Raw genomic sequence first — 22,000 nt, 5'->3', positions numbered from 1 at the left:
AGCGGGTTACTTGTAGAAGCGGGCCAGGAATTCGGCCACGACGGCGGGGCGCTCCTGGCCTTCGATCTCGATGGTGTTGGACACCTTGATCTGGGCGCCGCCCTTGACCTCGGTGACTTCGGCGATGGTGGCCTGCATGCGGATCCGCGAGCCCACCTTCACCGGCGAGGTGAAACGGACCTTGTCCAGCCCGTAGTTCACTTTGGTGGTGACGCCGTCGACGTCGAACAGCTCGCCCCAGAAGGGGATGATGAGCGAGAGCGTGAGGAAGCCGTGGGCGATCGGGGCGCCGAACGGGCCGTCCTTGGCGCGTTCCGGGTCAACGTGGATCCACTGGTCATCGCCGGTTGCGTCGGCGAATTTGTTGATCTGCTCCTGGGTGATTTCGCGGTATTCGGTCACGCCGAGGTCGGTTCCGGCGAGCGTGAGCAGTTTGTCGAAGTCGACGACGAGATTGGGCATCTTTGCCTCCTGGGTGGGTTTTTGGAGTTGCGGAAGTACGACGGCGGTGCGGTGCTGCCGGCGTCGGGTTTCAGTTGTTGTCCGGGTTCAGTCAGGGCGGTTCAGTCAGGGCGGTTCAGTTAGGGCGGTTCGGTTGCGCGGTTCAGGTCGGGTGGCTCAGCGGGTGAAGGCGCTTTCGCCGGTGAGGGCCCGGCCCACAATGAGCGCGTTGATTTCGTGGGTGCCTTCGTAGGAGTAGACGGCCTCGGCGTCGGCGTGGAACCGCGCGACGTCCGATTCGAGCGTGATGCCGTTGCCGCCCGCCACTTCCCGTGCAAGGGCCACGGTTTCGCGCATCAGCAGGGACGTCTGCATCTTGGCCAGGGCCGAGTCCTGGTCGCGGTAGAAGCCCCGGGACTGCTGTTCCGTCAGCCGGACCACCAGGGACAGTGAGGCCGTGACGTTGCCGAGCATCCGGGCGAGTTTCTCCTGGACCAGCTGGAAGGATCCCAGCGGGCGGCCGAACTGCCGTCGTTCCGTCACGTAGCGGAGGGCTGCTTCGAAGGCCCCGGCCTGGACGCCCGTGGCAATCCAGGCAACGTCCGAACGCATGGCACGGAGCATTGCGGCCACATCCCTGAAGGAGTTCACATTGTGCAGCCGCATGGACTCGGGAACGCGTACGCCGTCGAGGGTGATGTGCGCGTTCTGCATCATCCGCAGTGCTGTCTTGCCGTGGATCTTCTCCAGCGTCACGCCGTCCGCATCCCGGTCCGCCAGGAAGGCCTTGACCTGCCCGTCGGCCACGTCGCGGGCGAACACCGCGAGCACGTCGGCCGTGGCGGCTCCCCCGATCCAGCGCTTGGCGCCGTCCAGGACCCAGGAGTCCCCCTCCCGGCGGGCGGTGGTGGAGAGCCCGCCGGCGATGTCCGAACCGGAGTCGGGTTCGGTGAGTGAGAAGACACCCTTGAGCGAGAAGTCGGTGACCTTCGGCATCCACTCAGCCTGCTGCTCCGCCGAAGCGCCAACGCGGATGGCCGTACGGAACAGCCCGGCCTGGGCGGTGTACCAGGTGGCCAGCGACGCATCCGTGCGGGCCAGTTCGAAAATCCGGAAGCCTTGGTAGATGCCCCGGGCCAGACTGCCATCCGCACCCGCGGCACCGGTCAGCTCGCCGGGTTCCATCAGGTCCAGGTCGATCAGCGGCTGGGCGAGCTGCTGCGGAAACTCGCCGCGCTCCCAGTACTCGGCCAGCAGCGGCTGCGCTTCCCGGTCCAGGAAGCTTCGCAGCCGTCCCAGTACGCGGCGCTCTTCCTCTGTGAGGAGGGACTCGGCGTCGTAATAGTCGCAGAGGCCGTAGAGCCGGGTCTTTTCGGCAGTAGGGGTCTGCTCAGCTGTGGCGGCACTCATCTCAGCCGTCCAGTCCGAGCAGGCGCACGGCGTTGTGCTTGAGGATTTTCGGCCGGACCTCGTCCTTGAGGGGAAGGTCCGCGAACGCGGCAAGCCATTTCTGCGGCGTGATGAGCGGGAAGTCGGTGCCGAACATCACCTTGTCCTGCAGCACGGAGTTGGACATCCGCACCAGCGACTCCGGGAAGTACTTGGGCGACCAGCCGGAGAGGTCGATGAACACGTTGGCTTTGTGCGTGGCGATGGAGTTGGCCTCGTCCTGCCAGGGAACCGACGGGTGGGCCATGATGATCTGCAAACCGGGGAAATCCGCGGCAACGGCGTCCAGCAGGAGCGGGTTGGAGTAGGCCAGCTTGATGCCGTACCCGCCGGGAAGCCCGGCACCCATGCCGTTCTGCCCGGTGTGGAAGATGGCCGGCAGGCCCAGTTCCTGAAGGGCCTCCCACAGCGGATAGAACTGCTCATCGGAGGGGTCGAAACCCTGCAGGCTCGGATGGAACTTGAAGCCGCGGGCGCCCAGGTCGATGGCCTGGCGCTTGGCGCCCTGGATGGCTTCGGCACCGGTGCGCGGATCAACGCTGCCGAACGGGATCAGCACGTCGTTGTTCCGGGCCGCGCCGGCGATCAGGTCCGCGATGCTGTTTGGCTCGTGCTTGAGCTGGGTGCGGGCGTCCACGGTGAACACGACGGCGGCCATGTTCAGTTCGCGGTATACCTCGGCAATGCGGTCCAGCGACGGCGTGCGGTCCTCGGACTTGAAGTACTTGGCCGAGGCCTCGGTCAGGGCGGACGGCAGTGATTCATGGCCGTGGCCGTCCACTTCGAGGTGGACGTGCATGTCGATCGCGTCGAGCTTCGAGGCGTCGATGCCGAGCTCGTAGCGCGTGGCAGCCACGGCTAGCCAACCTTCGCAGGCGCTGTTGTGGCAGGCTGCTCTTCCGGCTGCAGTTCCTCGGGCAACGGCAGGAATTCCTCGCCCACGGACTGCAGCTTGCCGCCGAAGAGCGGACCGAACTTCTCGACGAGATCCTCGTAGCGCCAGCCGCCCTCGCGGTATTCGGTGGCTGCGGCCTCGGGGTGGGTCCAGAGCTGCAGCCGGTCGCCGCCGGCGCCGATGGCCTGGCCGGTGATGCCGGCCGCCTCATCAGAGGCGAGGAACGCGACCAGTCCGGAGACGTCGTCGGCCGTTCCGAAACCGAGCCCGTGGCGGAAGAAAGCCGGCATGGCCTCGCCGCGCTCGTCGGCCTCCACTGCTTTTTGGAAATAGGGGACGGTCTTGGTCATGGCCGTTGCGGCCACCGGGATGACGGCATTGGCGGTCACGCCGGCCTTTTTCATTTCCAGCGCCCAGGTGCGGACCATGCCCACGATGCCGGCTTTGGCTGCGGCGTAGTTGCTCTGGCCGAAGTTGCCGCGCTGGCCAGTGGGCGAGCCGATGGTGATGATCCGGCCGGCGATGCCGTTCTCCTTGAAGTAGGCGAACGCTTCCCGGACGCACGTGAAGGTGCCGCGGAGGTGGACGTTGATGACGGCGTCGAAGTCCTCGTCGGTCATTTTCAGCAGGGACTTGTCCCGCAGGATGCCGGCGTTGGTGACCAGGACGTCCAGGCGGCCGTACTCCGCGACGGCTGCCTGCACCAGCTGCTTGGCAACCTCCGTGCTACCGACGGGAGCGACGACGGCGGCGGCCTTCCCGCCGTCGGCCTCGATGGTGCGGACCGCTTCCGCAGCCACGTCGGCGTCGACGTCATTGATGACGACGGCGGCACCCTGCCGGGCCAGCTCCCGGGCATAGGCCAGGCCCAAGCCACGCCCGCTTCCGGTGACGATTGCTACTTTGCCTGACAGGCTCATGGCTGCTCCTTTGCTAGCTGACCTTGTACATCCCGGCCGTTGGCGTGGGATGCTGTTCTGTATCCATGAAAATATGGATAGTTGAAAATGTCAACGATTTGTTTTGAGGATTATTGGAGTTGGCCATGACGATCGAGACACAGGGCAGCCAGCGGACCGAGCCGGTCCATAAGCTTGTCGCCGCGTCCATCAGCCAGGATTTGGGGTTCCTGCTGGCCAAACTGCACGCCGCGGGGTCCGTGCTGAACAACAGGGCGCTGGCCGAGTTCGATCTCAAGGAACGTTCCTACTCGATCCTGATCCTGGCGAACAGCGGGCTGGAGCCGACGCAGCGTGAAATGGCGGACTTCCTGAGCCTGGACCCCAGTCAGATCGTTGCCCTGGTGGATGAGCTGGAGAAGCGGGGGCTCGTGGTGAGGGCGCCTGGAAAGCAGGACCGCCGCGCGAAGACAGTGACGGCCACCGCCAAAGGAGGGAAGGTGCTGGAGCAGGCGAGCGAAGCCGCGCAACGCGCTGAAGCGGAAGTGCTTGACGGCCTGCCGGCCGAGGAATCGGCCCAGCTCAAAACCCTGCTGCGTAAGGCCCTGTGGGGCGCCGGCCTGCCCGGATGAAGGCGCTGCCCCGGTGACCCGTTGCGCCCGGACGTGTCCGCTAGCGTCCCGAACCGTCCGGGTGCGGACGCCTGTGGCATTCAGCGCCGTTCCGGCGCGTTAGTTCGGCCATGACGACGGGCCCCACCACACCGGCATGGTTCGGACCGGGCACGCCGGAGTGATTCTTCAGGAGGTCAGCCAGGGCTTCGAGCTCATCGGTGGGAACGCACGACAACGAGGCATAGGACCTGAAGATGCGCCGCTCTTCGATGCCCGCGAGGCGGCCTCGGCCGGAATTCACGTGGCCCTCGAGCGGGGTCTCGCAGCCGCGGCAATTACCCGCACGGCGAAAGCGGCAGGAACCATCAAAAATCCCGCGGATGAAGCGGTGGCGAAGACTGTTGGGCCCATGGGATGTCCTCAGCGAAGTATCCGGAGGCTGCCTGCATAACCCGAAACCAGAATACCGCAGACGCGTCCTGTGACGCATGGCATTCCATGGCGTGCAGTAGCTCCACCGGGAGTCCCGCCCTGGACAAAAGCGCGCCAGTCGGAAGGGCCGACGGCGACTGGGGACAGCCCGGGTCTCAGCGGGCTTTTTCGCCGCCGGCCCCATAACAATTTTAGGAGATTCCACCCCGCCGCGGGCGAGTGGACGCTACCCGTTTTCTCCGGTTCGCTTAGGCGGACTTGGTTCCGGCCGCGCGCCCCTCGGCGCGGGCTGAACGGCGGTTCCGGAGCCAGCGGCGGAGGAGGTCAACCATGGCCAGCAGGCCTGCCAGCGGCGAGAGAACGGCCGCGGCATAAACGAAGAGCAGCCATGTGAGCGTAGCGATGGGCGGCTGGTTGGTACTCAGGAGTGACAGGCCGCCGAAGAGGGCCACCGTCCAAAAAAGCACAACGCCGAAGAGCACCGCCGCAGCAGGGAAATACTCGTTCGTCACTACTGTCATAACAGTGTTCAATGCTCTGCCTCCTGACTGGTTTGGCGCCGGAATTCGCCGTGTCAATCTCAGTATGGGGGCAGCGAAACCCGGAACCCGGCAGGACGCAGAAAGCGTGACGAAAATAACCCCGGTTCGACCTTTCCGGGCCGGTTACCGCCCCGTGAAGACTGCTGGATGCTCAGCCATGACCAGAACCGCAGAGTGGTGGCATGATGGGCGCATGAGCCGAGTCACCTGTGATCTGACCATATCCCTCGACGGATTCGTCGCCGGCCCGAACCAAAGCCTGGAGGAGCCACTGGGCGAGGGCGGAGAGCTCCTGCACAGGTGGCAGTTTGAAGAGCCCGAAGCCAACGCAGCCGCGCGCGAAGGCATCCTCGCGGCCGGCGCCTACATCATGGGACGGAACATGTTCGCAGGACCAGGGCCAGGGGTCTGGGATGAGGAATGGCGGGGCTGGTGGGGTGAAGAACCGCCCTATCACGCGCCCGTGTTCGTTCTCACGAATCATCCACGCCAGCCTCTGGAGATGCAGGGCGGCACCACCTTCAACTTTGTGACCGATGGGATCGACTCGGCGCTGGCCCAGGCGCGGAAGGCTGCTGGCAGCAAGGACGTGGCCATTGCCGGAGGAGCAAAAACCGTCCAGCAGTACCTTTCGGCGGGGCTCATCGACGAGCTGCGGCTCCACATCTCGCCCATGATTCTGGGAGCGGGTGAACGGCTGCTGGACGGCGTCGCGAACGTCAAGCTTGAGCCCACCGAAGTAAGCGGTACCAGCCTCGTCACCCATGTGCGCTATCGGGCAGTCCGCTGAAAAGCTGACGCTCAAGGCTCCCGTTCTGTTGGGCGGTTGCAACTTAGGATGGAATTGTGCCGATCCTCCCGGAAGAGCGTGACCCTCGGCTGATCACCATCCGCCGCGGGGGCACCCTGACGGACGAACACCACCGGCTTCTGGCTGGCTGGGCCATCCTGTGCGCCGAGCACGTGCTGCATCTGTACGAGGATCATCAACCAGGAGACAGCCGGCCCCGGGACGCTATCAATGTCGGTCGAGCCTGGATCCGCGGTGAGGTGCGTATGGGAGACGCACACCGGGCGGCTTTCCAGGCGAACGCCGCGGCACGCGGGATGCCCGATCCGGCGAAGTTCGCTGCACTGTCAGCAGGCCAGGCGGTTGCAGTCGCTCACGTCGCCGCCCATGATCTGGGCGCTGCTGCGTACGGCATCAGGGCGGCCGGCGCATGTGTCCCAGCCGGCGAGGCAGCGCAGGCCAGGACCAAGGAACGGGAGTGGCAGCGCATGCACCTGCCTGCCGGTGTCCGTGAACTCGTTCTCGACGATCAGGAACGCCGGAGCCCCATCTGCTGGCACGCCTTCGACGACTGATCTGAAGCCTGCCACTCATCAGCCGGTGGCCGTGAGCTGCGCGACCAGGAGCGAGAGGCCTAGTCCGAGCCACGCCAGGAGGGGACCCGCACCATCCGGATTACTCGCACGCCGTCCTCCACGTTCACGGTCCCGTCCGCCGCGAACCCGTGCTTGCGATAGAACGCCTGCGCCCGGGGATTCGGATCCGCCACCCAGAGCGCTGCCGAATCGTGCGGGCCGATGACGGCGTCCAGGAGGGCGGCCCCGGTACCGGTCCCATGCTCAGCCGCAACGACGTACAGCACGTAGAGCTGCGTGCCCCACTGCGATGCGGAGCTCTGCGAGGGCCCTGCCATCGCGATCCCGATGATTTCGCCATCACGCTCGGCCACGGCGACGCGGTTCGCGCGGTAGCGCTCATCGCTGAGCATGGCAGTCCAGAACCGTTCCCGGGCAGCGGGCAACGCCGGGTCGTCGAGGACGTCGTCAGCCATCACCCCGCGGTACGTCTCACGCCACGACCGCACATTCACGCGCGCCATCTCGGCAGCGTCCTCGACGCGCGCGTGTCGAACCCTCACCGGCGTACTCATAGGCGAACCCGCGGGCCCCTCAGACGCCGTCGCTCGAGTAGTGGAGCAGAACCACGCCGTTGCCGAACGTCCGGGCCCCCTTGAGCCTGAGGTCCATCCGGACATCAGGGGCCTCGAACAGCGGCCGGCCTTGGCCCAGGACCACGGGATGGACGAGAATCCGGAATTCGTCGATCAGGCCGTGCCGCATGAAGGTGGCGGCCAAATTGGCGCCGCTGAGGGCGATGTCGCCGCCGGGCTGCGCCTTCAGTTCCGCGATTTGTGCAGGCACGACGTCGTGAATCACCGCGGTATCCCGGCCTGCCCAGGTGAGGGTCCTTGAAAAGACGAACTTGGGCATCTCGCGCCAGATCCCGGCGAACTCAACGGCTTCCGCCGAGATGTCCGGATCCTGGTCGGCAGTGGGCCAGTAAGCGGTCATCAGTTCATGGGTGACGCGCCCGAACATGAAGGCGCCCATCGTCCGGAACTGCTCGTTCAAGTGACGGAGGAGTTCGTCATCCACCCGGTGCCAGCTGATGTCCCGGTCACGCGTCTCGAAGAATCCGTCCAAGGAGACCGACATCATGAGGACGATTTTGCGCATTCGAGTACCTCCAGCTGCGGCGAAAAGCCGCTGTGGCCGCCGTCGTATCTTCCAGTGAAGCACTCCCTCAAGTACAGCGGATCATGCATCAGATGCAACATGGCAGAGAATCTGCAATGTCGGGGCCAGGGTCTACACTGAAGTTATCGAACATATATTCGAATAAAGGTGTGTTGTGGGCATAGTTATCGGTCCCCGCGTGATAGATGCGGGCACTTCCCTGTTGTCGGTACTGATCTCCCCGGTACGGGTCGCGGCGGGCTACCCTTCGCCGGCGCAGGACTATTTTGACGGCAGGATCGACCTCAACGAACACCTCATCAAGGACATCACCAGCACCTATGTCGTGCGGGTGTCCGGGGACTCGATGGAGGGGGCAGGGATCAGCGATGGCGACGAACTGATCGTCAACCGCGCACTGGACCCGAAAGACGGATCGGTGGTCATCGCCGTCCTGGACGGCGAGCTGACCATCAAGCGGCTGAGGATCACACCATCCGGAGTAGTGCTCCAGGCGGACAACCCCCGGTACCCGGACATCCGCGTTCCGGCGTTGTCGGATCTTGTCATCTGGGGAGTGGCCACGAGGTGCCTGCACCATGTCTGATGCGCGCGCACCGGACACGGGCCGGCGAATTGCCCTGGTGGACGTCAACTGTTTCTACGCGTCGGCGGAGCGTGCTTTCGATCCGTCGCTGGAAGGCCGCCCCCTGGTTGTCCTGTCCAACAACGACGGCTGCGCGGTCACCAGGTCCCCCGAGGCCAAGGCCCTCGGCATCCCCGTCGGCGAGCCGTGGTTCAAGATCGCGCCCCGCGCCAAGGAATGGGGGCTGGTGGCCAGGTCCAGCAACTATGAGCTCTACGGCGACATCAGCTCGCGTGTCATGGAGCTTCTGGGCCGGTACTCGGCCTGGCTGGAGGTCTACAGCATCGACGAAGCCTTCCTGGGAGTCAAAGGCACCCCGGACGAGCTCCTGCTGCTCGGCCAAACCATCAAGGGGGCCGTCCGCCGCAACATCGGGGTGCCGGTCTGCGTGGGGATCGCCACTACCAAGACCCTCGCGAAGCTGGCCAACAAATGGGCGAAGAACAACCCCGGTCTTAACGGTGTGTGCCACTGGGACGCCATGCCCGCCCAGGCCCGCGAAGCGCTGATGGGCCGGCTCTCCGTCATCGAACTCTGGGGCGTGGCCGGCCGGCTCACCAAGCGCCTGAACGGCCTGGGCATCCATTCCATCCTCGACCTTGCCAACGCTGACCCCGTGCGGATCAGGGACCGCTTCTCCGTGGTGCTGATGCGCACGGTCATGGAACTACGGGGCACTCCCTGCATCCCCATGGAGGAAGAGCGCGTTGGACGTGACCAGCTCATCGTCAGCCGCTCGTTCTCCACGCCCATCACCACCGCGGCGGACCTGCGCCAGGTTATGAGCGTTTATGCGCAGCAGGCCAGCGCCCGCCTGGCCAAACACGGTTTGCAGGCCACGGTCCTTACTGCCTTCGCCGGCACGTCGCACTACAACCCCTTGGATCCGTCGTACCCCTCGGTCTGCGTCACGCTGCCCATGCCCACCGCGGATCCCGTGCTGCTGACCCGGGCATCGCACGCCCTGCTGCCCCGGATCCAGGAAGGGATCAAATACGTGCGTGCGGGCATCATGGTCACCGACCTGCGCCCAACCGGACGGCAATCGCCGCTGCCGGTATTTGCGAAGCCGCACGAGGAACGCGGCATCGGAACACTGCTGGAGGACATCAGCCGCCGCTACGGTCGCGGCTCCGTGGGGCTGGGACATGCCGGCATCCGGGGCGGACCGGACTGGTCCATGCAGCGCACCATGCTATCGCCCCGGTACACCACCAACTGGGACGAGCTCCCACTCGTCAGGGCAGCCTGAAGCGGAGGGGCTGCCCGGCAATCTCCCGCCTATACCGCCAGCGGGGAACCGAACATTTCGGCCGCCCGCCGCAGCAGGTGCTCCGGGACGTCCGCTTCGCCGCCGCGCCCGGTCCGGCCAAGGAACACAGCCGTTCCGCGGGCCGCGTCGGACAGATCGAGCCCCGCCTCATGGATGAGTTGGGCGGCGCGGATGTTCGGAGGCAGGTTCATCATGTGGCCTTCGGCGTTGAGGTAAACGTGCCAGTCGCCGCGGCTTACGGACTCCAGATGTCCCCCAACCAGCTCCTGCAAGACATCCGGAGTAGCGTCGAGGGCCACGGTTCGCAGGGCTTCGTTCAACCGGACCGGAATGACAAGTGCCGTACAAGTGGTGCTCATTTTTTGTCCTCAGTACTGATAACTGAGAGGCCGCTCAATCTGTTCCCGCAAACCGTACGTTTGACGGAATCCGTAATGTTGCTTTACAAGCCCGGCAAGGAGCCTGGCGTCAGGGTTCCAGCGTCTGGGCCAGCCCGGCCAGGACGGGTTCGCGGCCAAGCTCGATGTGCGAGTACGCGAGCGAATACGCCAGATCCGCCTTGCCGGCAAGGATGGCATTGCACAGTTCCATGTGTTCGTCCCGCTGGACTTCGTTGCTGCGGTTGTGCGCGAGGCCAAAGATCCAGCGCATCCGTCCAAACAGCGGTTTTACCGATTCGATAAGGAGGCGGCTGCCGGAAAGCCGGACGATTTCGGCATGGAACCCGGCGCTGAGCCGCACAACGTCGTCCGTCCGCCCGTTGTCGATCGCGTCGCGGGTTTCGTCCAGCAGCTCCTGAAGCAGGCGGCCGGATTCGCCCCCGGACACCCGCATGGCTGCCATCCGCGCAGCAAAAGTCTCCAGGCAGAGCCTGACGTCGAACAGCTCGTTGACGTCAGTGAGGGTCAGCCGGCGCACCACGGCGCCGCGGCGCGGGAACGTCTCCACAAAGCCGTCCTGCTCCAGTCGCTGGATGGCCTCCCGGACCGGAATCCGTGAAACGTCATAGAGCTCGGAGAGCTCGCGTTCGCGCAGCCGCATGCCCTGCTCATATTTTCCGGCCACAATGCCTTCGAGGACCAGCTGGTAGACATGCTCAGCACGGGCTTCGTCGTCGCGGCCGTTCAGGGTCTCGGGCACAGGCTTGGCCACGTTCGCATTCCCCTCCATACAGTCGCCTCAGGAGCCGGAGGCACGGCCCGGCTCAGTGTTCCACCCGAGCATACACGGGCGGAAACAGCTCCGCCGCGGTCCTGCGGGACGCATCCCGCAGCGTGTAAGCAACCTTCATTTTGTCGAAGTTCCTGCCCCCTGCGGCGCCAGTATCCGAGGTCGATGCCGGCAATCTCACCGTCCGCCATCAGGGTCCTCCCGGCAACCACGGACAGCACGGCCTGACGGGCCGTTCCGTTCAGCAGGAGTGTTCGCAGCGGGTCATCCCTGACGCCGTCGCGGAAATCAGCGAGCGAAAAGGCGTGACGGCTGGCCGCAGATTGATCGAGACAAGGACGAGGGCAACCAGCACCCAGACGGCGACGGACCCGTCGTTGGTTTTGTTAGCGCTCTTCGGCGGACGTGCTGCATCCACTGATTACCTCCTCGGAATCATTTTGATATACCAAGTAAGAGTCCGACGCGAATGCGCGAAGCAAAACTCCCCGCCATTTGGTGGACAACGCCTAGCGCCCCGTCTTGATGGAATACCATCAGCTCGAGGCGGGGTTCCAGCCGGAAGCTCTCCCCAGCATCGGATATGACTCGATCCGAAACATTGTTTACGCCCGACTAAAAGCAGAGGGGGCGTGACTAGCCAAGAGGGTGCACCATCCCCCATGCTTGCTCCATGTCCTCAATGTCGAGCCCATACCGGATCATCGCGGTCTGCACCGGAAATATCTGCCGGTCCCCGATGGCCGAGCTGATGCTGGCCGAGGCCTTCGCAGCAGCGGGGCTCGCCGGCGCCGTCGCCGTGGATTCCGCCGGCACAACCGCCTATGAGGCCGGCCGCCCCATCGACCCCCGGGCTGCCCGCAAGCTGGCCGCCCACCAACTCGCCTCCAACAGGCATATTGCGCGGGAGTGGAGGCCGGAGTGGTTCCGTGACCGGCACCTGATTCTCGCCCTCGACGTGGACCATTACGGCTGGCTCCGGGCCACCGCCCCTGACGGCGAAGCGCTGGCGCGGATCCGGATGCTGCGCAGCTTCGATCCGGCAGTGGCCGGCCGGGACCTCCTTGACCAGGGCATCGAGGATCCCTGGTACGGCGGCCATGCGGACTTTGACATCACCTGGGACCTCATCAAGGCGGCTGTTCCCGGCATCGTGGAACATGTCCGCCGGGAAGTGCTGCAACAAAACCAGTCCGGGCAGCAGGTACGCTCTATTTCATGACCCCTGCACCCGTGATCATTGCCGTCGACGGCCGATCCGGCGCAGGAAAAACCACCCTCGCAATCGAACTTGCCGCCCGGCTGCGGGAGCACCACAAGGTATCGCTGTTCCATCTGGAGGACGTTTACCCCGGCTGGAACGGGCTGGCGGCAGGCATCGAGCGGTACGTCACCACCGTGCTGGCTCCGCTGAGCCGCGGGGAGGCAGCCGAATGGGTCAGCTGGGACTGGGAGATGCACTACGACGGCCCCACGCGCACAACACTGCCGGCGGAGATCGTGATCGTCGAGGGTGTGGGCGCCGCGGCAGATTCCGCTCGCCCGATGCTGGACGCCGTCATCTGGGCGGAGTCGTCCGACGACGACCGCCGCACCCGTGCCCTGGCACGTGACGGCAGCACTTACGAACCGTTCTGGGACCAGTGGGCAGAGCAGGAGGAGGTGTGGCTTGCAGCGGACGCGGTGCACGAAAACGCCGACATCCGCGTGCTCAACAGGGCCGATGGCACTGCCCCGGACGACCTCCTCCAGGCACTCCAGTACCTTCCAGCGCTCGCACCTGTGCTGCTGCCCGAGCTCTCCGCGCGCCGGGGTCTCCAGCTTCATGCCGAGCGGCTGGACTGCATCCCTGATGCTGCCCGGCTCTTCGACTCCCTCTACGGCCGGTCGCCGAACGCCGTGTGGCTGGATTCCTCACTCCGGACCGAGGGTACGGCCGCCGAGCGCAGCCGCTTCAGCATATTGGCGGACGACGGCGGCAGCTTCGGCCAGGACGTCCGGCACCGTTCGGGCGTGACCCGGCTGACCACCGGTACCGCCACCGTTGAGACGGCCGGTCCGTTCTTCCGCTGGCTCGACGGCGTGTGGGGCCGCCGAGCCCTCCGCGCGCCCGAAGGGTTCGACTGCGAATTCACGCTGGGCTGGCTGGGCTATCTCGGCTACGAACTCAAGCGTGAAACCGGCGGCAGCGACATCCCCTCCGGCACCCCCGACGCCGCCATGATCTTCGCCGGCCGCGCCGTAGTCCTGGACCACCTCGAAGGCAGTGCCTGGCTCCTCGCTTTGGAAGCACCGGACGCCCCGGAATGGCTGGCAGTCGCCCGCTCGGCAGTTGCGGCGGCAGCGGCGCCTGCCGAACCGGCGGCAAGCACCGGAGGTGCGGCAAGCACCGCCGTCGCAGGCACCGCCGTCGGAATCGGTAACGGTGCCGCCCCCGCCTTCACTGGCCGGGACACCGAAAGCGCTTACAAAGCCAAGATCGCCGACGCCCAGCATGAGATCGCCGAGGGGAACACGTACGAAGTCTGCCTCACCACGGCCGTCAGCGCCGAAGTTGCGGGCAGACCGGACGGGCTGGACCCCTGGCGGGTGTACCTGGCCCTGCGGCGGAAGAATCCGGCTCCGTTTGCCAGCTACCTGCGGTTCGGCGAGCTGACCGTGGCCAGCACGTCACCGGAGCGGTTCCTAAAGATAGCGGCCGACGGCGCCATGCGCGCCGAGCCGATCAAGGGCACCCGCCCGCGGGCTTCAGAACCTGGCCGCGACGAGCAGCTGCGGCGGGATCTGGAGTCCTCCCCCAAGGACCGGGCCGAGAACATCATGATCGTGGACCTGCTCCGCAACGACCTGAGCCACTTCGCCGTGGCCGGATCCGTGACGGTCAGCAGGCTCTGCGCCATTGAAAGCTATGCCACGGTCCACCAGATGGTCAGCACCATCGACGCGAAGCTGAAACCCGGGCTGCCGCGTGCTGAAGCCGTTGCAGCGTGCTTTCCCGCCGGGTCCATGACGGGGGCTCCGAAGATCAGCACCATGGCCATCCTGGACCGGCTGGAGGGGGCGCCGCGCGGGGTCTATTCGGGGGCCATCGGCTACTTTTCGCTGAGCGGGGCCATGGACACGGCGGTGGCCATCCGGACCCTGGTGATCCGCGCAGACGGTGCGGGAAGGGCTGAACTGAGCCTCGGCGTCGGCGGCGCCATTACGGCGGATTCCTCGCCCCAGGAGGAGTACGACGAAATCCGGACCAAGGCCTTCGGGGTTCTCTCCGCGCTCGGCACAGGCTTCCCGGAAAGCTGATTTCTTTCTACTGCAGGGTGGCCGTGAGCCGGGCGACGTTGTCCACGTACTTGACCGCCATGGGCCGCTGCATCCAGTCCTCGAGCGTCAGCTCGTGGGAGATGTCCCGGTAGGTGTCCTCCACGGCACGCATCTTGGCCACGATGTCCGCGCCCAGGAGCATCACCGAAACCTCGAGGTTGAGCGAGAAGGACCTCATGTCCATGTTGCTGGATCCGAGGACGGCCACTTCGTCGTCGATGGTGAAATGCTTCGCGTGCAGCACGAACGGCGCCTTGTACAGGTAGATCCGTACGCCTGCTTCCAGCAGTGCCTCGTAGTAGGACTGCTGCGCGTGGTGGACAAGGAACTGGTCCCCCTTTTCCGAGACGAAAAGTTCGACGTCGACGCCGCGCTGTGCCGCGGTCGTCACCGCATAGAGCAGCGAATCGTCCGGGACGAAGTACGGGCTGCAGATGGAGATCTTGTGCTGGGCGGAGTAGATGAGCGTGTTGAACAGGCGCAGGTTGTTTTCGGTGATGAAGCCGGGGCCGCTGGGCACGGCCTGGGCCGTCACCCGGCCAGGCGCCGTTCCGGGCCGGTGCTCGAGCTGGTCTTCCAGCGACTCGTCCGTCTCGCTGAGCCAGTCGGTTGCGAAGACGACGTTGAGCGTGGTGACGATGGGCCCGCGCAGGCACGCCATGAGCTCCACCCATTCGCGCCCCACCTTGCGGTGGCGGGGGTTGTTGTAGGAGGGCTCGATCAGGTTCTGCGAGCCCGTGAAGGCGATTTCGCCGTCGATCACCATGATCTTGCGGTGGTTGCGCAGGTCCGGGCGGCGCCACTGGCCGTGCACCGGGCGCAGCGGCAGCATGGGACGCCACTGGATTTTGCTCGCCTTGAGGCGCCGGATCAGTTTCCGGTAGCCCTTGATCCGGAGGGTGCCGAGGTGGTCGAACAGGACCCGGACCTGCACTCCCCGCTCAGCGGCTTCCTCCAGCGCACCGAAGAGATCATCGGTGATGTGGTCCGTGCTCATGATGTAGAACTCTGCGTTGACGAAAGTCTTCGCCTCGCGGACGGCGGCGGCCATGGCTTTGATGGAGTCCGGGTACCCGGGCAGCAGCTCCACGCTGTTTCCGTCCACCATGGGCAGGGAGCCCAGGGTCTTGTTCAGTTCCGCCGCGGAGGCCACCCACTCCGGGCCGCTGTAGCGGCTTTCGACGGCGGCCAGCTGCGACGTGCCGGCCCGGACGCGCTTGTTCACGGCATCCTGCTGTGCCCGGCGCTTGCGTGAGAGCTTGAAGTTTCCGAACAGCAGGAACAGGATCAGGCCCAGCGCAGGCACGAAGAAGATCCCCAGCAGCCACGCCATGGCGGTGGTGGGGCGCCGGTTGCCGGGGATAATACCCAGCGCCAGCACCCTGATGACCAGGTCAACAATGCTCAGCGCCAGCACGAGCCAGTACGGCGCGGTGCCCGCCAGCGGAAACGGCCACAACACAGGCTAGACCCCCACGGTTCCTCACCCGCAGGACCGGTTCCGGAACGGGCGTTCAGCCCAGCCTATCCCGCACGGGCGCGGAACATCGTTGGGCTCTGTGGCCGCCGGCCGCCAGGGCCTGTGTCCCGGGCCGACGCTAAGCTGGATGCATGACTCCTGCTGCCCCGGCCACCGTGCTGGTTTTCCTTGACCCCCGGTTCGACGACGGCCGGATCGCCGATGCTTCGCAGCCGCAGCTGATGGCCACCGACCAGGGCGCCACGCGCGGCGACGGCGTCTTTGAATCCATGCTTGCCGTAGGCGGAAACCCGCGGAAACTCGACGCCCACCTGAAGCGCCTGGAAGGTTCCGCCGTGGCGCTGGACCTGCAGATTCCCGCCGGTGACGCCTGGCGCCGGGCCATTGGGACGGCGGTCCATGAGTACCGTTCGCAGCACCCCGCCGACACTCCGGAAGAGGACGAGGTGGTGGTGAAGCTGATCTGCACCCGCGGCGCCGAAGGCTCGTCTTCGCCCACGTGCTGGGTTCAGGCATCGCCCGTTCCGGCGGCAGGAAGGCGCCAGCGGGAGACCGGAATCGACGTCATCCTGCTGGACCGCGGCTACGACAGTGAAGTGGGCGAACGGGCCCCGTGGCTGCTCCTCGGCGCCAAGACGCTCTCCTACGCCGTGAACATGGCCGCCTTGCGGCACGCCCACAAGCAGGGCGCGGACGACGTCATCTTCACATCGTCCGACGGCCGGGTCTTGGAAGGCCCCACCTCCACGGTCCTGCTCGCGCACCTTGACACGTCCGACGACGGCGCCGGCGGCACCCGCACGGTGCGCCGCCTCATCACCCCGCAGCTGGACAGCGGCATCCTCCCGGGCACCTCGCAGGGCGCACTCTTCGCCGCCGCCAAGGCATCAGGCTGGGAACTCGGCTACGGCCCGCTGGAACCCCGGGACCTTTTCGATGCCGACGCCGTGTGGCTGATTTCGAGCATCCGTCTGCTGGCTCCCGTGAACCACATCGACGGCAAGGAAATCGGTACACCCGCGCTGCGCAAGCAACTGACCGCTGAGCTCAACGAACTCTTCGCCACGGTCGGGTAGGGCGCAACCCCCGACGCTCTCTCACTTCCCGTCGGGTCAACCCCCGACGCTCTCTCACTTCCCGTCGGGTCAACCCCCGACGCTCTCTCACTTTTGGTCCGCTGCCTCGCGGGCTGCCGCGTCGATGCGGGCGCGGTGTGCGGCCCACTCTTCCGGGCTGCGCGTCGTCAGGTTGGGATCACCGGGCCGCTGGCCCGCCGATCCGTCGATAAGTTCGCGGAGGATGTCGGCGTGGCCCAGGTGCTGGGCGGTTTCGACGCACATGTGGACCAGGATCTGATGCAGGGTCACGTGCCGCCGCTCCTCCGGCCACCACGGCACAGCCCCCGGCGCGTCCAAGGGCAGCGCCTCAATCGTGGCGTCGCTGTGCTCAGCGGAGAACCGGTGGAGTTCCACGACCTGTTCCCGGGTCTCCTTCAGAGTGGCCCACATGTCGGCATCAGGCTCTGCATCATCATCCAGCCACGGCAGTTCCCTAGGGGCGGGCCGGCCGAAAACCTCGCCGAAGTACCCGAGCTCCACGCTGGCCACATGCTTGACCAGGCCCAGCAGGTTGGTGCCGGTGGGCGTCAGCGGCCTCCGGGCGTCGTACTCATCGAGCCCTTCGAGCTTCCCCAGGAGGTCGGCGCGCCGGGTACGAAGGTAACGGTGCAGAATTGCCTTGTCATCCATAACGGGCACTATACAGACGCTCACTCACGTCCTGGGCGAATAATCCTGATTGAATGACGTGATGATACGAAGGGCACACCGCGGGGACCTCGCCTGGATGCAAGCCATCGAAGTCAGCGCTGGGAATGCCTTCCACCGCATCGGAATGGACGCCGTCGCCGACGACCCGCCACTGAGTCCCGAAGCACTGGCAGCATACGTGGATGTGGGGCTGGCATGGGTGGCTACGGATGGTCTCGACTGCCCGTCGGCCTACATCCTGGTGCGTGAGGTGGACGGCTGGGCACACATCGAGCAGGTCTCGGTCCACGCGCGTCATGCCCGCCAACGCCTCGGCCAGGCACTCATCGAGGAAGCAGGCCGCTGGGCGTCCGATGCGGGGCTCCAAGGACTCACCTTGACCACTTATGCGGATGTGCCTTGGAACGGGCCGTACTACTCGCGCTTGGGTTTTGAGCCGGTTCCTGAGGACAGCTGGTCACCCGGGCTGCGTGAGATCGTGGCCGAAGAAGCTGCCCACGGTTTGGACGCCTGGCCCCGCATTGTCATGAAACGGCCGCTCTCCCCCGCCGCGTGATCGGCGGAAGTGAGAGAGCGTCGCGTTTTGGGCAGCAGGAACAGAGAGAGCGTCCGGTTTTCGACGACGGGAAGTGAGAGAGCGTCCGGGTAAGGGTTAGGTGGCAGGGCTGGCGGATCCGGAAACGGATGCCTCCTGCTCGGCCGGGGTCCGCCAGGCGGCCCAGTCGAGCGGCTGGACCGAGGGGCGGCCCAGCAGATAGCCCTGCCCGGTGGTCATCCCGAGTTCCATGATCGCGGTGAGCTCGTCCTGGGTCTCGATTCCTTCCGCCACCAGGTCCGCACCGATCTGCCGGGCGAACTCAACCATGGCCGCGCCCAGGGTCTTCTGGCCCGCTCCTTGGTCGATCCCCGCGATGAGGTTGCGGTCGAGTTTGATGATGTCCGGGCTGAGGTGCGTGACCTGGCTCATCGAGCCGAAACCCGCGCCGGCGCCGTCAACAGCTACACGGAGCCCACGCATCCGCAGCGGTGCCAGCGCTGCCACAACGGGACCGTATTGGTCCTCGGCAAGGCGCTCGGTCAGCTCGATGACGATCCGGTCAACGGCCAGCTGGGACTGCTCAACGAACGCCCGGAGCCTGGGGTCGAGGCAGGTGGCCGGTGACAGGTTCAGCGCCACATAGACGTTCTCCGGCAACTGTTCCGCCGCAACAAGCGCCGCCTGCAGGGCAGCGAATTCGAGGTCCGGACCGAGGCCAACGGATGCGGCCTCATTGAACCAGTGATCGGCACTGGCGCCGTCGTCGCTGACAAAACGGGTCAGCGCCTCGACGCCGATGACGTTCCGGCTGGACAGCTCGTGGATGGGCTGGAACGCGGTGAGGAGCATCCTGTCGCCGAGGATTGCCTCAATGCGGCGCCTGCTCCTGCGGGTGAACAGCACGGTGGTGCCGTAGTCCTCATCGGGCGTCGGCAGGTCGGGGCTGGGCAGGTTAGCCTCGGGAAGTCCGGACGCGTCCGACTGCTCCCCGGTGATGCTCCTGGTGGCGATCAAGTGCTCCAGCAGGGCCCGCTCGGGATTCCCCGGATGTGATTCCATCTGGCTGCGCAACTGTTCGCGCGCCCACTCGCTTTGCGGTGTGGCGTCGTCCAGTACGGACTCGATGATGTCCCACGCCTGTCCACGGATCGTCGGATCACTCACGTCCGAGAGCGGGATCGGCTGCGGTCCCCTGAACGCAGTCGTTTCTCCATCGGTCAATGCTGGAAAAGAAGTCTCATCCATTGACATTGGCTATTCCTTTATAAGTGCTGGTCCCGGCTGAGCCCGGGACCCGTCCATGACCACACCGCATACTTATTCAAGGATGCGGGAACCGCGAACGTTTCAAAAGAGTACAACGAGACGGGTCCGCCTGTCTCTAGCTGTATCCGACTCGTAATACAAGCATGCGCGCTATTCCTCTGCGAACTCCGCGGCCAGATGGATGTTGTTATCGGCCAGCCACACGGGGTTGAAGGCCTTGCTCAGGTAGTTGCCGCCGGCGTCGGGGGCGATAGCCACCACCACCGAGCCGTGCGGTGCGGCGAGCGCAACCCTGAGGGCGGCCGCAACGGCAAGCCCGGACGAGGGGCCGAGGGACAGTCCCTCCTCGTTTAGCAGCCGGTGCTCCATGGTGTACACCTCATTGTTGGGAACGCGCAGGAAGCGGTCCACGATGCTGCGGTCGAAGATCTTGGGCCACTCTGCTTCCGGCCAGGAATTTCCCACACCGTCCACCAGGATTTCGCCGGGGTGCCCGCCGCTGTACACGGAGCCAACGGGATCGGCGGCGATCACCTCAACATGGCCTCCCGTTTTCTCCTTCAGGTAGCGGCCGTTTCCGCTGATGGTTCCGCCGGTGCCGATTCCTGCCACGAAATGCGTTATTTTGCCGGACGTCTGCCGCCAGATCTCCGGTGCCGTCCCTTCGTAGTGGGCCAGGGGGTTGGCGGGGTTGTCGAACTGCTGCGGCCGCCAGGCCCCGGGAAGGTCCGCCGTGATCCGGGCCGCGACCGCCCGCGCATTCTCGGGTGACTCTGACGGTGCGGTCCAGTCTGTCACCACCACTTTGGCGCCATAGCGGTACAGCGCCGCGAGCTTTTCGGATGAGATGGTGTCCCCCGTGACCACGACGACGGGATGCCCGGTCAGCGCGCCGATCAGTGCCAGCCCGATCCCGGTGTTCCCCGACGTGCTCTCCACGATGGTTGCCCCCGGCCGGAGCTCGCCGCTGCGCTCAGCGGCGCGGACCATGCTCAGGGCCGTCCGGTCCTTGATGGAGCCGCCCGGATTGTCGGATTCGAGTTTGACGTAGACGGTGCTGCCCAGGCCCCTGCTGAGGATGTTCAGCGGCACCAGCGGCGTGTTTCCCACCTGCGCCAGGACGGCGGCGGCGTCCGCCGCTACATCACCTTCCTGAACCGCGTGCCTGCCTGTCATTGTGCCCATGGCTACCTTTCCGTCGCGCCGTCGTGGGCGCCGTTCAGTTCGACGCGGGCTTCCTCCACCAGCGCGGCTGCCGGCAGGTGCCTGGCCAGCACGCCGGAAAGTCGCTCGACGACGGCGCCTGTCCCCTTTCCGAGCGGCCGCACCGCCCGCGCTTCCGCCCAGCCCAGCAGATACGCGGCCGTGAGCGCCTCGATGGCGAGAAGCTTTTCGGCCGCGTCCACGGAGCGCTCCAAGAGTTGGAGGGCCAGCGGCGCAAGCGTTGAGTGGTCTTCGACATCCGCGGACAGCGTGGGCGCGCCAAGGGTCGCCGGCGCCGCGAGGAACTTGAGCTCGGACAGCAGGCCGGCTGCCGAATACCAGAGCAGTCCGGGCAGCTCTTCCGTTTCCAGCGGGGCTCCGTTCCTGGCGGCGTCGAGGTGCCGCTGACGGATTCGCCGCTGCGGCGGGTAGAGCTTGGCGATCCGCCGTTCGCTGCTGATTCCCAGATGGGCCAGCCCGAGGCGGAGGCCTTCGAACGCCAGCGCAAGCTGCATGGGCTGGAAGTTCCCGCCGGAGACCATCCGCCCCGAGTCGAGATCGGTGAGCGGGTTGTCGCCGCGGCCGTTGAGTTCCACCTCCAGGGCGTCCTCCAATGCGGTCACCTGCCACCGGAAAGCCCCGTGGGTCTGGGGTGCGGCGCGGAACGACAGCGCGTCCTGCACTGACACTTCCCGCGTTGGGTCCTCCAGCCATCCGCCCTGGAGCAGCCGCCGGACGTTGCCTGCCGTTACTGCCTGCCCGGCCACGGCTTTGGCCGCCTGCACCGCCGGCGAAAACGGGCTGAGGTTGCCTCCGCCGTCGTGCCTTGCCGTCGCCTCAAGCGACAGCGCGAGCGCGGTGTCCGCGAGATCGGCGAGCCGCAGGATCCGGTGCAGCACCAGTGCGCCGACGCCAATCGAATAGGAATTGGAGCTGACCAGTGCCAGGGCTTCGCCGGGCGCCAGTTCCAGCGGCTCCAGGCCGGCGTCTGCGAGGGCCTGTCCGCCGGGCACCAGCTGCCCGTCCGCTGCCACCGCCTGGCCTTCCCCGACGGCGACGGCCGCCACGGCGGCGAGATGGGTCAGATCGGCCGAGCCCACGGATCCTTCGCGCGGGATGGCGGGGACCACTCCCCGGTTCAGCATTTCAGCATAGAAGCGGGCCGTTTCCGGCCGGACCCCGGACCCGCCGCGGCTGAAGCCCACGAGCCGTGCCAGCATGACGGCCCGGACCTCGTCCCGGTCCAGGGGCTCGCCCACTCCGCTGTTGTGGTAGCGCACCACCTGCACCTGGTAGGCCAGGATCGACTTCTCCTCGACAGCGGTGTCACGTCCGGAGCCCAGCAAAGTGTTGAGGCCATAGACGCGGTGGCCCGAATCGATGGCCTGCTGCACCACCTCCCGCGAGAGCCCGATCAGTTCCAGGGCATCCGTGCTCAGGATGAACTTCACGGCCGGATCTGCCGCTGCTTCCGCGACGTCCTTGGCGCGCAGGTGTGCCGTGCCGATCAGGAAGTTGCCGCTGCCGTTGCCCATG

General features: G+C 66.0%; 25 protein-coding genes. 9 read left to right on the top strand and 16 right to left on the bottom strand.

What is annotated here, in order from left to right; translation table 11 throughout:
- Nucleotides 1–6: 6 nt before the first annotated feature.
- The 4 genes from J2S97_RS20255 to J2S97_RS20240 form a co-directional block, all read right to left on the bottom strand.
- The gene (locus J2S97_RS20255; protein ID WP_028270914.1) at nt 7–462 is read right to left on the bottom strand and encodes a MaoC family dehydratase; all 456 of its coding nucleotides are present in this window, start codon (nt 460–462) and stop codon (nt 7–9) included.
- Between the two features lie 156 nt (nt 463–618).
- Complete coding sequence (locus tag J2S97_RS20250; protein WP_307051733.1) at nt 619–1,851, bottom strand: acyl-CoA dehydrogenase family protein; 1,233 nt, start codon at nt 1,849–1,851, stop codon at nt 619–621.
- A 1-nt stretch (nt 1,852) separates the two neighbouring features.
- Nucleotides 1,853–2,689: an amidohydrolase family protein gene (locus tag J2S97_RS20245; RefSeq protein ID WP_307051757.1), complete on the bottom strand. Its 837-nt coding sequence runs from the start codon at nt 2,687–2,689 to the stop codon at nt 1,853–1,855.
- A gap of 59 nt (nt 2,690–2,748) precedes the next feature.
- Nucleotides 2,749–3,705, bottom strand: coding sequence for an SDR family NAD(P)-dependent oxidoreductase (locus J2S97_RS20240; protein WP_307051732.1), 957 nt, complete (start codon nt 3,703–3,705; stop codon nt 2,749–2,751).
- A gap of 125 nt (nt 3,706–3,830) precedes the next feature.
- Between J2S97_RS20240 and J2S97_RS20235 the strand changes: the two genes are divergently transcribed.
- A complete protein-coding gene (locus J2S97_RS20235; protein WP_307051731.1) occupies nt 3,831–4,316 on the top strand; it encodes a MarR family winged helix-turn-helix transcriptional regulator in 486 nt (161 codons plus the stop codon).
- A gap of 40 nt (nt 4,317–4,356) precedes the next feature.
- On the opposite strand, the gene J2S97_RS20230 is transcribed toward J2S97_RS20235, so the two are convergent.
- Together J2S97_RS20230 and J2S97_RS20225 are read right to left on the bottom strand one after the other, a co-directional pair.
- Nucleotides 4,357–4,599 carry a hypothetical protein gene (locus tag J2S97_RS20230; protein WP_307051730.1) on the bottom strand — a complete coding sequence of 81 codons (243 nt, stop codon included), beginning with the start codon at nt 4,597–4,599 and terminating at the stop codon, nt 4,357–4,359.
- 379 nt (nt 4,600–4,978) lie between these two features.
- Nucleotides 4,979–5,251, bottom strand: coding sequence for a hypothetical protein (locus tag J2S97_RS20225; RefSeq protein ID WP_307051729.1), 273 nt, complete (start codon nt 5,249–5,251; stop codon nt 4,979–4,981).
- Between the two features lie 214 nt (nt 5,252–5,465).
- Between J2S97_RS20225 and J2S97_RS20220 the strand changes: the two genes are divergently transcribed.
- A complete protein-coding gene (locus J2S97_RS20220; protein ID WP_307051728.1) occupies nt 5,466–6,062 on the top strand; it encodes a dihydrofolate reductase family protein in 597 nt (198 codons plus the stop codon).
- 56 nt (nt 6,063–6,118) lie between these two features.
- Complete coding sequence (locus tag J2S97_RS20215; RefSeq protein WP_307051727.1) at nt 6,119–6,637, top strand: putative immunity protein; 519 nt, start codon at nt 6,119–6,121, stop codon at nt 6,635–6,637.
- Between the two features lie 59 nt (nt 6,638–6,696).
- Here J2S97_RS20215 and J2S97_RS20210 read toward each other — a convergent pair whose 3' ends face one another.
- Nucleotides 6,697–7,200, bottom strand: coding sequence for a GNAT family N-acetyltransferase (locus tag J2S97_RS20210; protein WP_307051726.1), 504 nt, complete (start codon nt 7,198–7,200; stop codon nt 6,697–6,699).
- Between the two features lie 31 nt (nt 7,201–7,231).
- Nucleotides 7,232–7,798, bottom strand: coding sequence for a dihydrofolate reductase family protein (locus J2S97_RS20205; RefSeq protein ID WP_307051725.1), 567 nt, complete (start codon nt 7,796–7,798; stop codon nt 7,232–7,234).
- Between the two features lie 175 nt (nt 7,799–7,973).
- On the opposite strand from J2S97_RS20205, the gene J2S97_RS20200 reads away from it, so the two are divergent.
- Together J2S97_RS20200 and J2S97_RS20195 are read left to right on the top strand one after the other, a co-directional pair.
- On the top strand, nt 7,974–8,405 hold the full coding sequence (locus J2S97_RS20200; RefSeq protein WP_307051724.1) for a LexA family protein: 432 nt from the start codon (nt 7,974–7,976) through the stop codon (nt 8,403–8,405).
- On the top strand, nt 8,398–9,696 hold the full coding sequence (locus J2S97_RS20195; protein ID WP_307051723.1) for a Y-family DNA polymerase: 1,299 nt from the start codon (nt 8,398–8,400) through the stop codon (nt 9,694–9,696). Before J2S97_RS20200 ends, J2S97_RS20195 begins: the two co-directional genes overlap by 8 nt.
- A gap of 29 nt (nt 9,697–9,725) precedes the next feature.
- Here the strand turns inward: J2S97_RS20195 and J2S97_RS20190 are convergent, their stop codons facing one another.
- From J2S97_RS20190 to J2S97_RS20180, 3 genes are all read right to left on the bottom strand, one after another.
- A complete protein-coding gene (locus J2S97_RS20190; RefSeq protein ID WP_307051722.1) occupies nt 9,726–10,076 on the bottom strand; it encodes a DUF3846 domain-containing protein in 351 nt (116 codons plus the stop codon).
- A 109-nt stretch (nt 10,077–10,185) separates the two neighbouring features.
- On the bottom strand, nt 10,186–10,887 hold the full coding sequence (locus tag J2S97_RS20185) for a GntR family transcriptional regulator (protein WP_307051721.1): 702 nt from the start codon (nt 10,885–10,887) through the stop codon (nt 10,186–10,188).
- A gap of 241 nt (nt 10,888–11,128) precedes the next feature.
- On the bottom strand, nt 11,129–11,305 hold the full coding sequence (locus J2S97_RS20180) for a hypothetical protein (protein WP_307051720.1): 177 nt from the start codon (nt 11,303–11,305) through the stop codon (nt 11,129–11,131).
- A gap of 255 nt (nt 11,306–11,560) precedes the next feature.
- Between J2S97_RS20180 and J2S97_RS20175 the strand changes: the two genes are divergently transcribed.
- Nucleotides 11,561–12,109 carry a low molecular weight protein-tyrosine-phosphatase gene (locus tag J2S97_RS20175; protein WP_307051719.1) on the top strand — a complete coding sequence of 183 codons (549 nt, stop codon included), beginning with the start codon at nt 11,561–11,563 and terminating at the stop codon, nt 12,107–12,109.
- On the top strand, nt 12,106–14,187 hold the full coding sequence (gene pabB / locus J2S97_RS20170) for an aminodeoxychorismate synthase component I (RefSeq protein ID WP_307051718.1): 2,082 nt from the start codon (nt 12,106–12,108) through the stop codon (nt 14,185–14,187). Before J2S97_RS20175 ends, pabB begins: the two co-directional genes overlap by 4 nt.
- 7 nt (nt 14,188–14,194) lie before the next feature.
- On the opposite strand, the gene cls is transcribed toward pabB, so the two are convergent.
- Nucleotides 14,195–15,670 (bottom strand): cardiolipin synthase, encoded by a 1,476-nt coding sequence (gene cls, locus J2S97_RS20165; RefSeq protein WP_307051717.1) that lies wholly within the window; start codon nt 15,668–15,670, stop codon nt 14,195–14,197.
- A gap of 149 nt (nt 15,671–15,819) precedes the next feature.
- Between cls and J2S97_RS20160 the strand changes: the two genes are divergently transcribed.
- Nucleotides 15,820–16,764, top strand: a complete 945-nt coding sequence (locus tag J2S97_RS20160) for an aminodeoxychorismate lyase (RefSeq protein ID WP_307051716.1) — start codon at nt 15,820–15,822, stop codon at nt 16,762–16,764.
- Nucleotides 16,765–16,851: 87 nt separating this feature from the next.
- Here J2S97_RS20160 and J2S97_RS20155 read toward each other — a convergent pair whose 3' ends face one another.
- On the bottom strand, nt 16,852–17,436 hold the full coding sequence (locus tag J2S97_RS20155) for a DinB family protein (RefSeq protein ID WP_307051715.1): 585 nt from the start codon (nt 17,434–17,436) through the stop codon (nt 16,852–16,854).
- Nucleotides 17,437–17,497: 61 nt separating this feature from the next.
- Here J2S97_RS20155 and J2S97_RS20150 point away from each other — a divergent pair, with 61 nt between their 5' ends.
- A complete protein-coding gene (locus tag J2S97_RS20150) occupies nt 17,498–18,013 on the top strand; it encodes a GNAT family N-acetyltransferase (RefSeq protein ID WP_307051714.1) in 516 nt (171 codons plus the stop codon).
- A gap of 96 nt (nt 18,014–18,109) precedes the next feature.
- Here the strand turns inward: J2S97_RS20150 and J2S97_RS20145 are convergent, their stop codons facing one another.
- The 3 genes from J2S97_RS20145 to J2S97_RS20135 all read right to left on the bottom strand — a co-directional run bounded on the left by J2S97_RS20145 (nt 18,110) and on the right by J2S97_RS20135 (nt 21,999).
- Entirely contained in the window at nt 18,110–19,159 is a 1,050-nt protein-coding gene (locus J2S97_RS20145; RefSeq protein WP_307051713.1) for an EAL domain-containing protein, read from the bottom strand.
- Between the two features lie 252 nt (nt 19,160–19,411).
- The gene (locus J2S97_RS20140) at nt 19,412–20,437 is read right to left on the bottom strand and encodes a PLP-dependent cysteine synthase family protein (RefSeq protein WP_373460605.1); all 1,026 of its coding nucleotides are present in this window, start codon (nt 20,435–20,437) and stop codon (nt 19,412–19,414) included.
- 11 nt (nt 20,438–20,448) lie between these two features.
- A complete protein-coding gene (locus J2S97_RS20135) occupies nt 20,449–21,999 on the bottom strand; it encodes an aromatic amino acid ammonia-lyase (protein ID WP_307051711.1) in 1,551 nt (516 codons plus the stop codon).
- Nucleotide 22,000 lies beyond the last annotated feature (1 nt).

It is taken from the genome of Arthrobacter oryzae (assembly GCF_030812315.1).
In the GTDB taxonomy this organism is placed as follows: Bacteria; Actinomycetota; Actinomycetes; order Actinomycetales; family Micrococcaceae; genus Arthrobacter; species Arthrobacter oryzae_B.
This window is presented reverse-complemented; position numbering and strand designations above follow the sequence as displayed.

Coding starts and splice junctions, on each gene's coding strand:
- J2S97_RS20235 (WP_307051731.1), top strand. CDS start 3,831: ATGACGATCGAGACACAGGGCAGCCAGCGGACCGAGCCGGTCCATAAG.
- pabB (WP_307051718.1), top strand. CDS start 12,106: ATGACCCCTGCACCCGTGATCATTGCCGTCGACGGCCGATCCGGCGCA.
- J2S97_RS20160 (WP_307051716.1), top strand. CDS start 15,820: ATGACTCCTGCTGCCCCGGCCACCGTGCTGGTTTTCCTTGACCCCCGG.
- J2S97_RS20135 (WP_307051711.1), bottom strand. CDS start 21,999: ATGGGCAACGGCAGCGGCAACTTCCTGATCGGCACGGCACACCTGCGC.
- J2S97_RS20185 (WP_307051721.1), bottom strand. CDS start 10,887: ATGGAGGGGAATGCGAACGTGGCCAAGCCTGTGCCCGAGACCCTGAAC.
- J2S97_RS20190 (WP_307051722.1), bottom strand. CDS start 10,076: ATGAGCACCACTTGTACGGCACTTGTCATTCCGGTCCGGTTGAACGAA.
- J2S97_RS20250 (WP_307051733.1), bottom strand. CDS start 1,851: ATGAGTGCCGCCACAGCTGAGCAGACCCCTACTGCCGAAAAGACCCGG.
- J2S97_RS20220 (WP_307051728.1), top strand. CDS start 5,466: ATGAGCCGAGTCACCTGTGATCTGACCATATCCCTCGACGGATTCGTC.
- J2S97_RS20155 (WP_307051715.1), bottom strand. CDS start 17,436: ATGGATGACAAGGCAATTCTGCACCGTTACCTTCGTACCCGGCGCGCC.
- J2S97_RS20240 (WP_307051732.1), bottom strand. CDS start 3,705: ATGAGCCTGTCAGGCAAAGTAGCAATCGTCACCGGAAGCGGGCGTGGC.
- J2S97_RS20175 (WP_307051719.1), top strand. CDS start 11,561: ATGTCCTCAATGTCGAGCCCATACCGGATCATCGCGGTCTGCACCGGA.
- J2S97_RS20245 (WP_307051757.1), bottom strand. CDS start 2,689: ATGCACGTCCACCTCGAAGTGGACGGCCACGGCCATGAATCACTGCCG.
- J2S97_RS20225 (WP_307051729.1), bottom strand. CDS start 5,251: ATGACAGTAGTGACGAACGAGTATTTCCCTGCTGCGGCGGTGCTCTTC.
- J2S97_RS20195 (WP_307051723.1), top strand. CDS start 8,398: ATGTCTGATGCGCGCGCACCGGACACGGGCCGGCGAATTGCCCTGGTG.
- J2S97_RS20255 (WP_028270914.1), bottom strand. CDS start 462: ATGCCCAATCTCGTCGTCGACTTCGACAAACTGCTCACGCTCGCCGGA.
- J2S97_RS20150 (WP_307051714.1), top strand. CDS start 17,498: ATGATACGAAGGGCACACCGCGGGGACCTCGCCTGGATGCAAGCCATC.
- J2S97_RS20205 (WP_307051725.1), bottom strand. CDS start 7,798: ATGCGCAAAATCGTCCTCATGATGTCGGTCTCCTTGGACGGATTCTTC.
- J2S97_RS20140 (WP_373460605.1), bottom strand. CDS start 20,437: ATGACAGGCAGGCACGCGGTTCAGGAAGGTGATGTAGCGGCGGACGCC.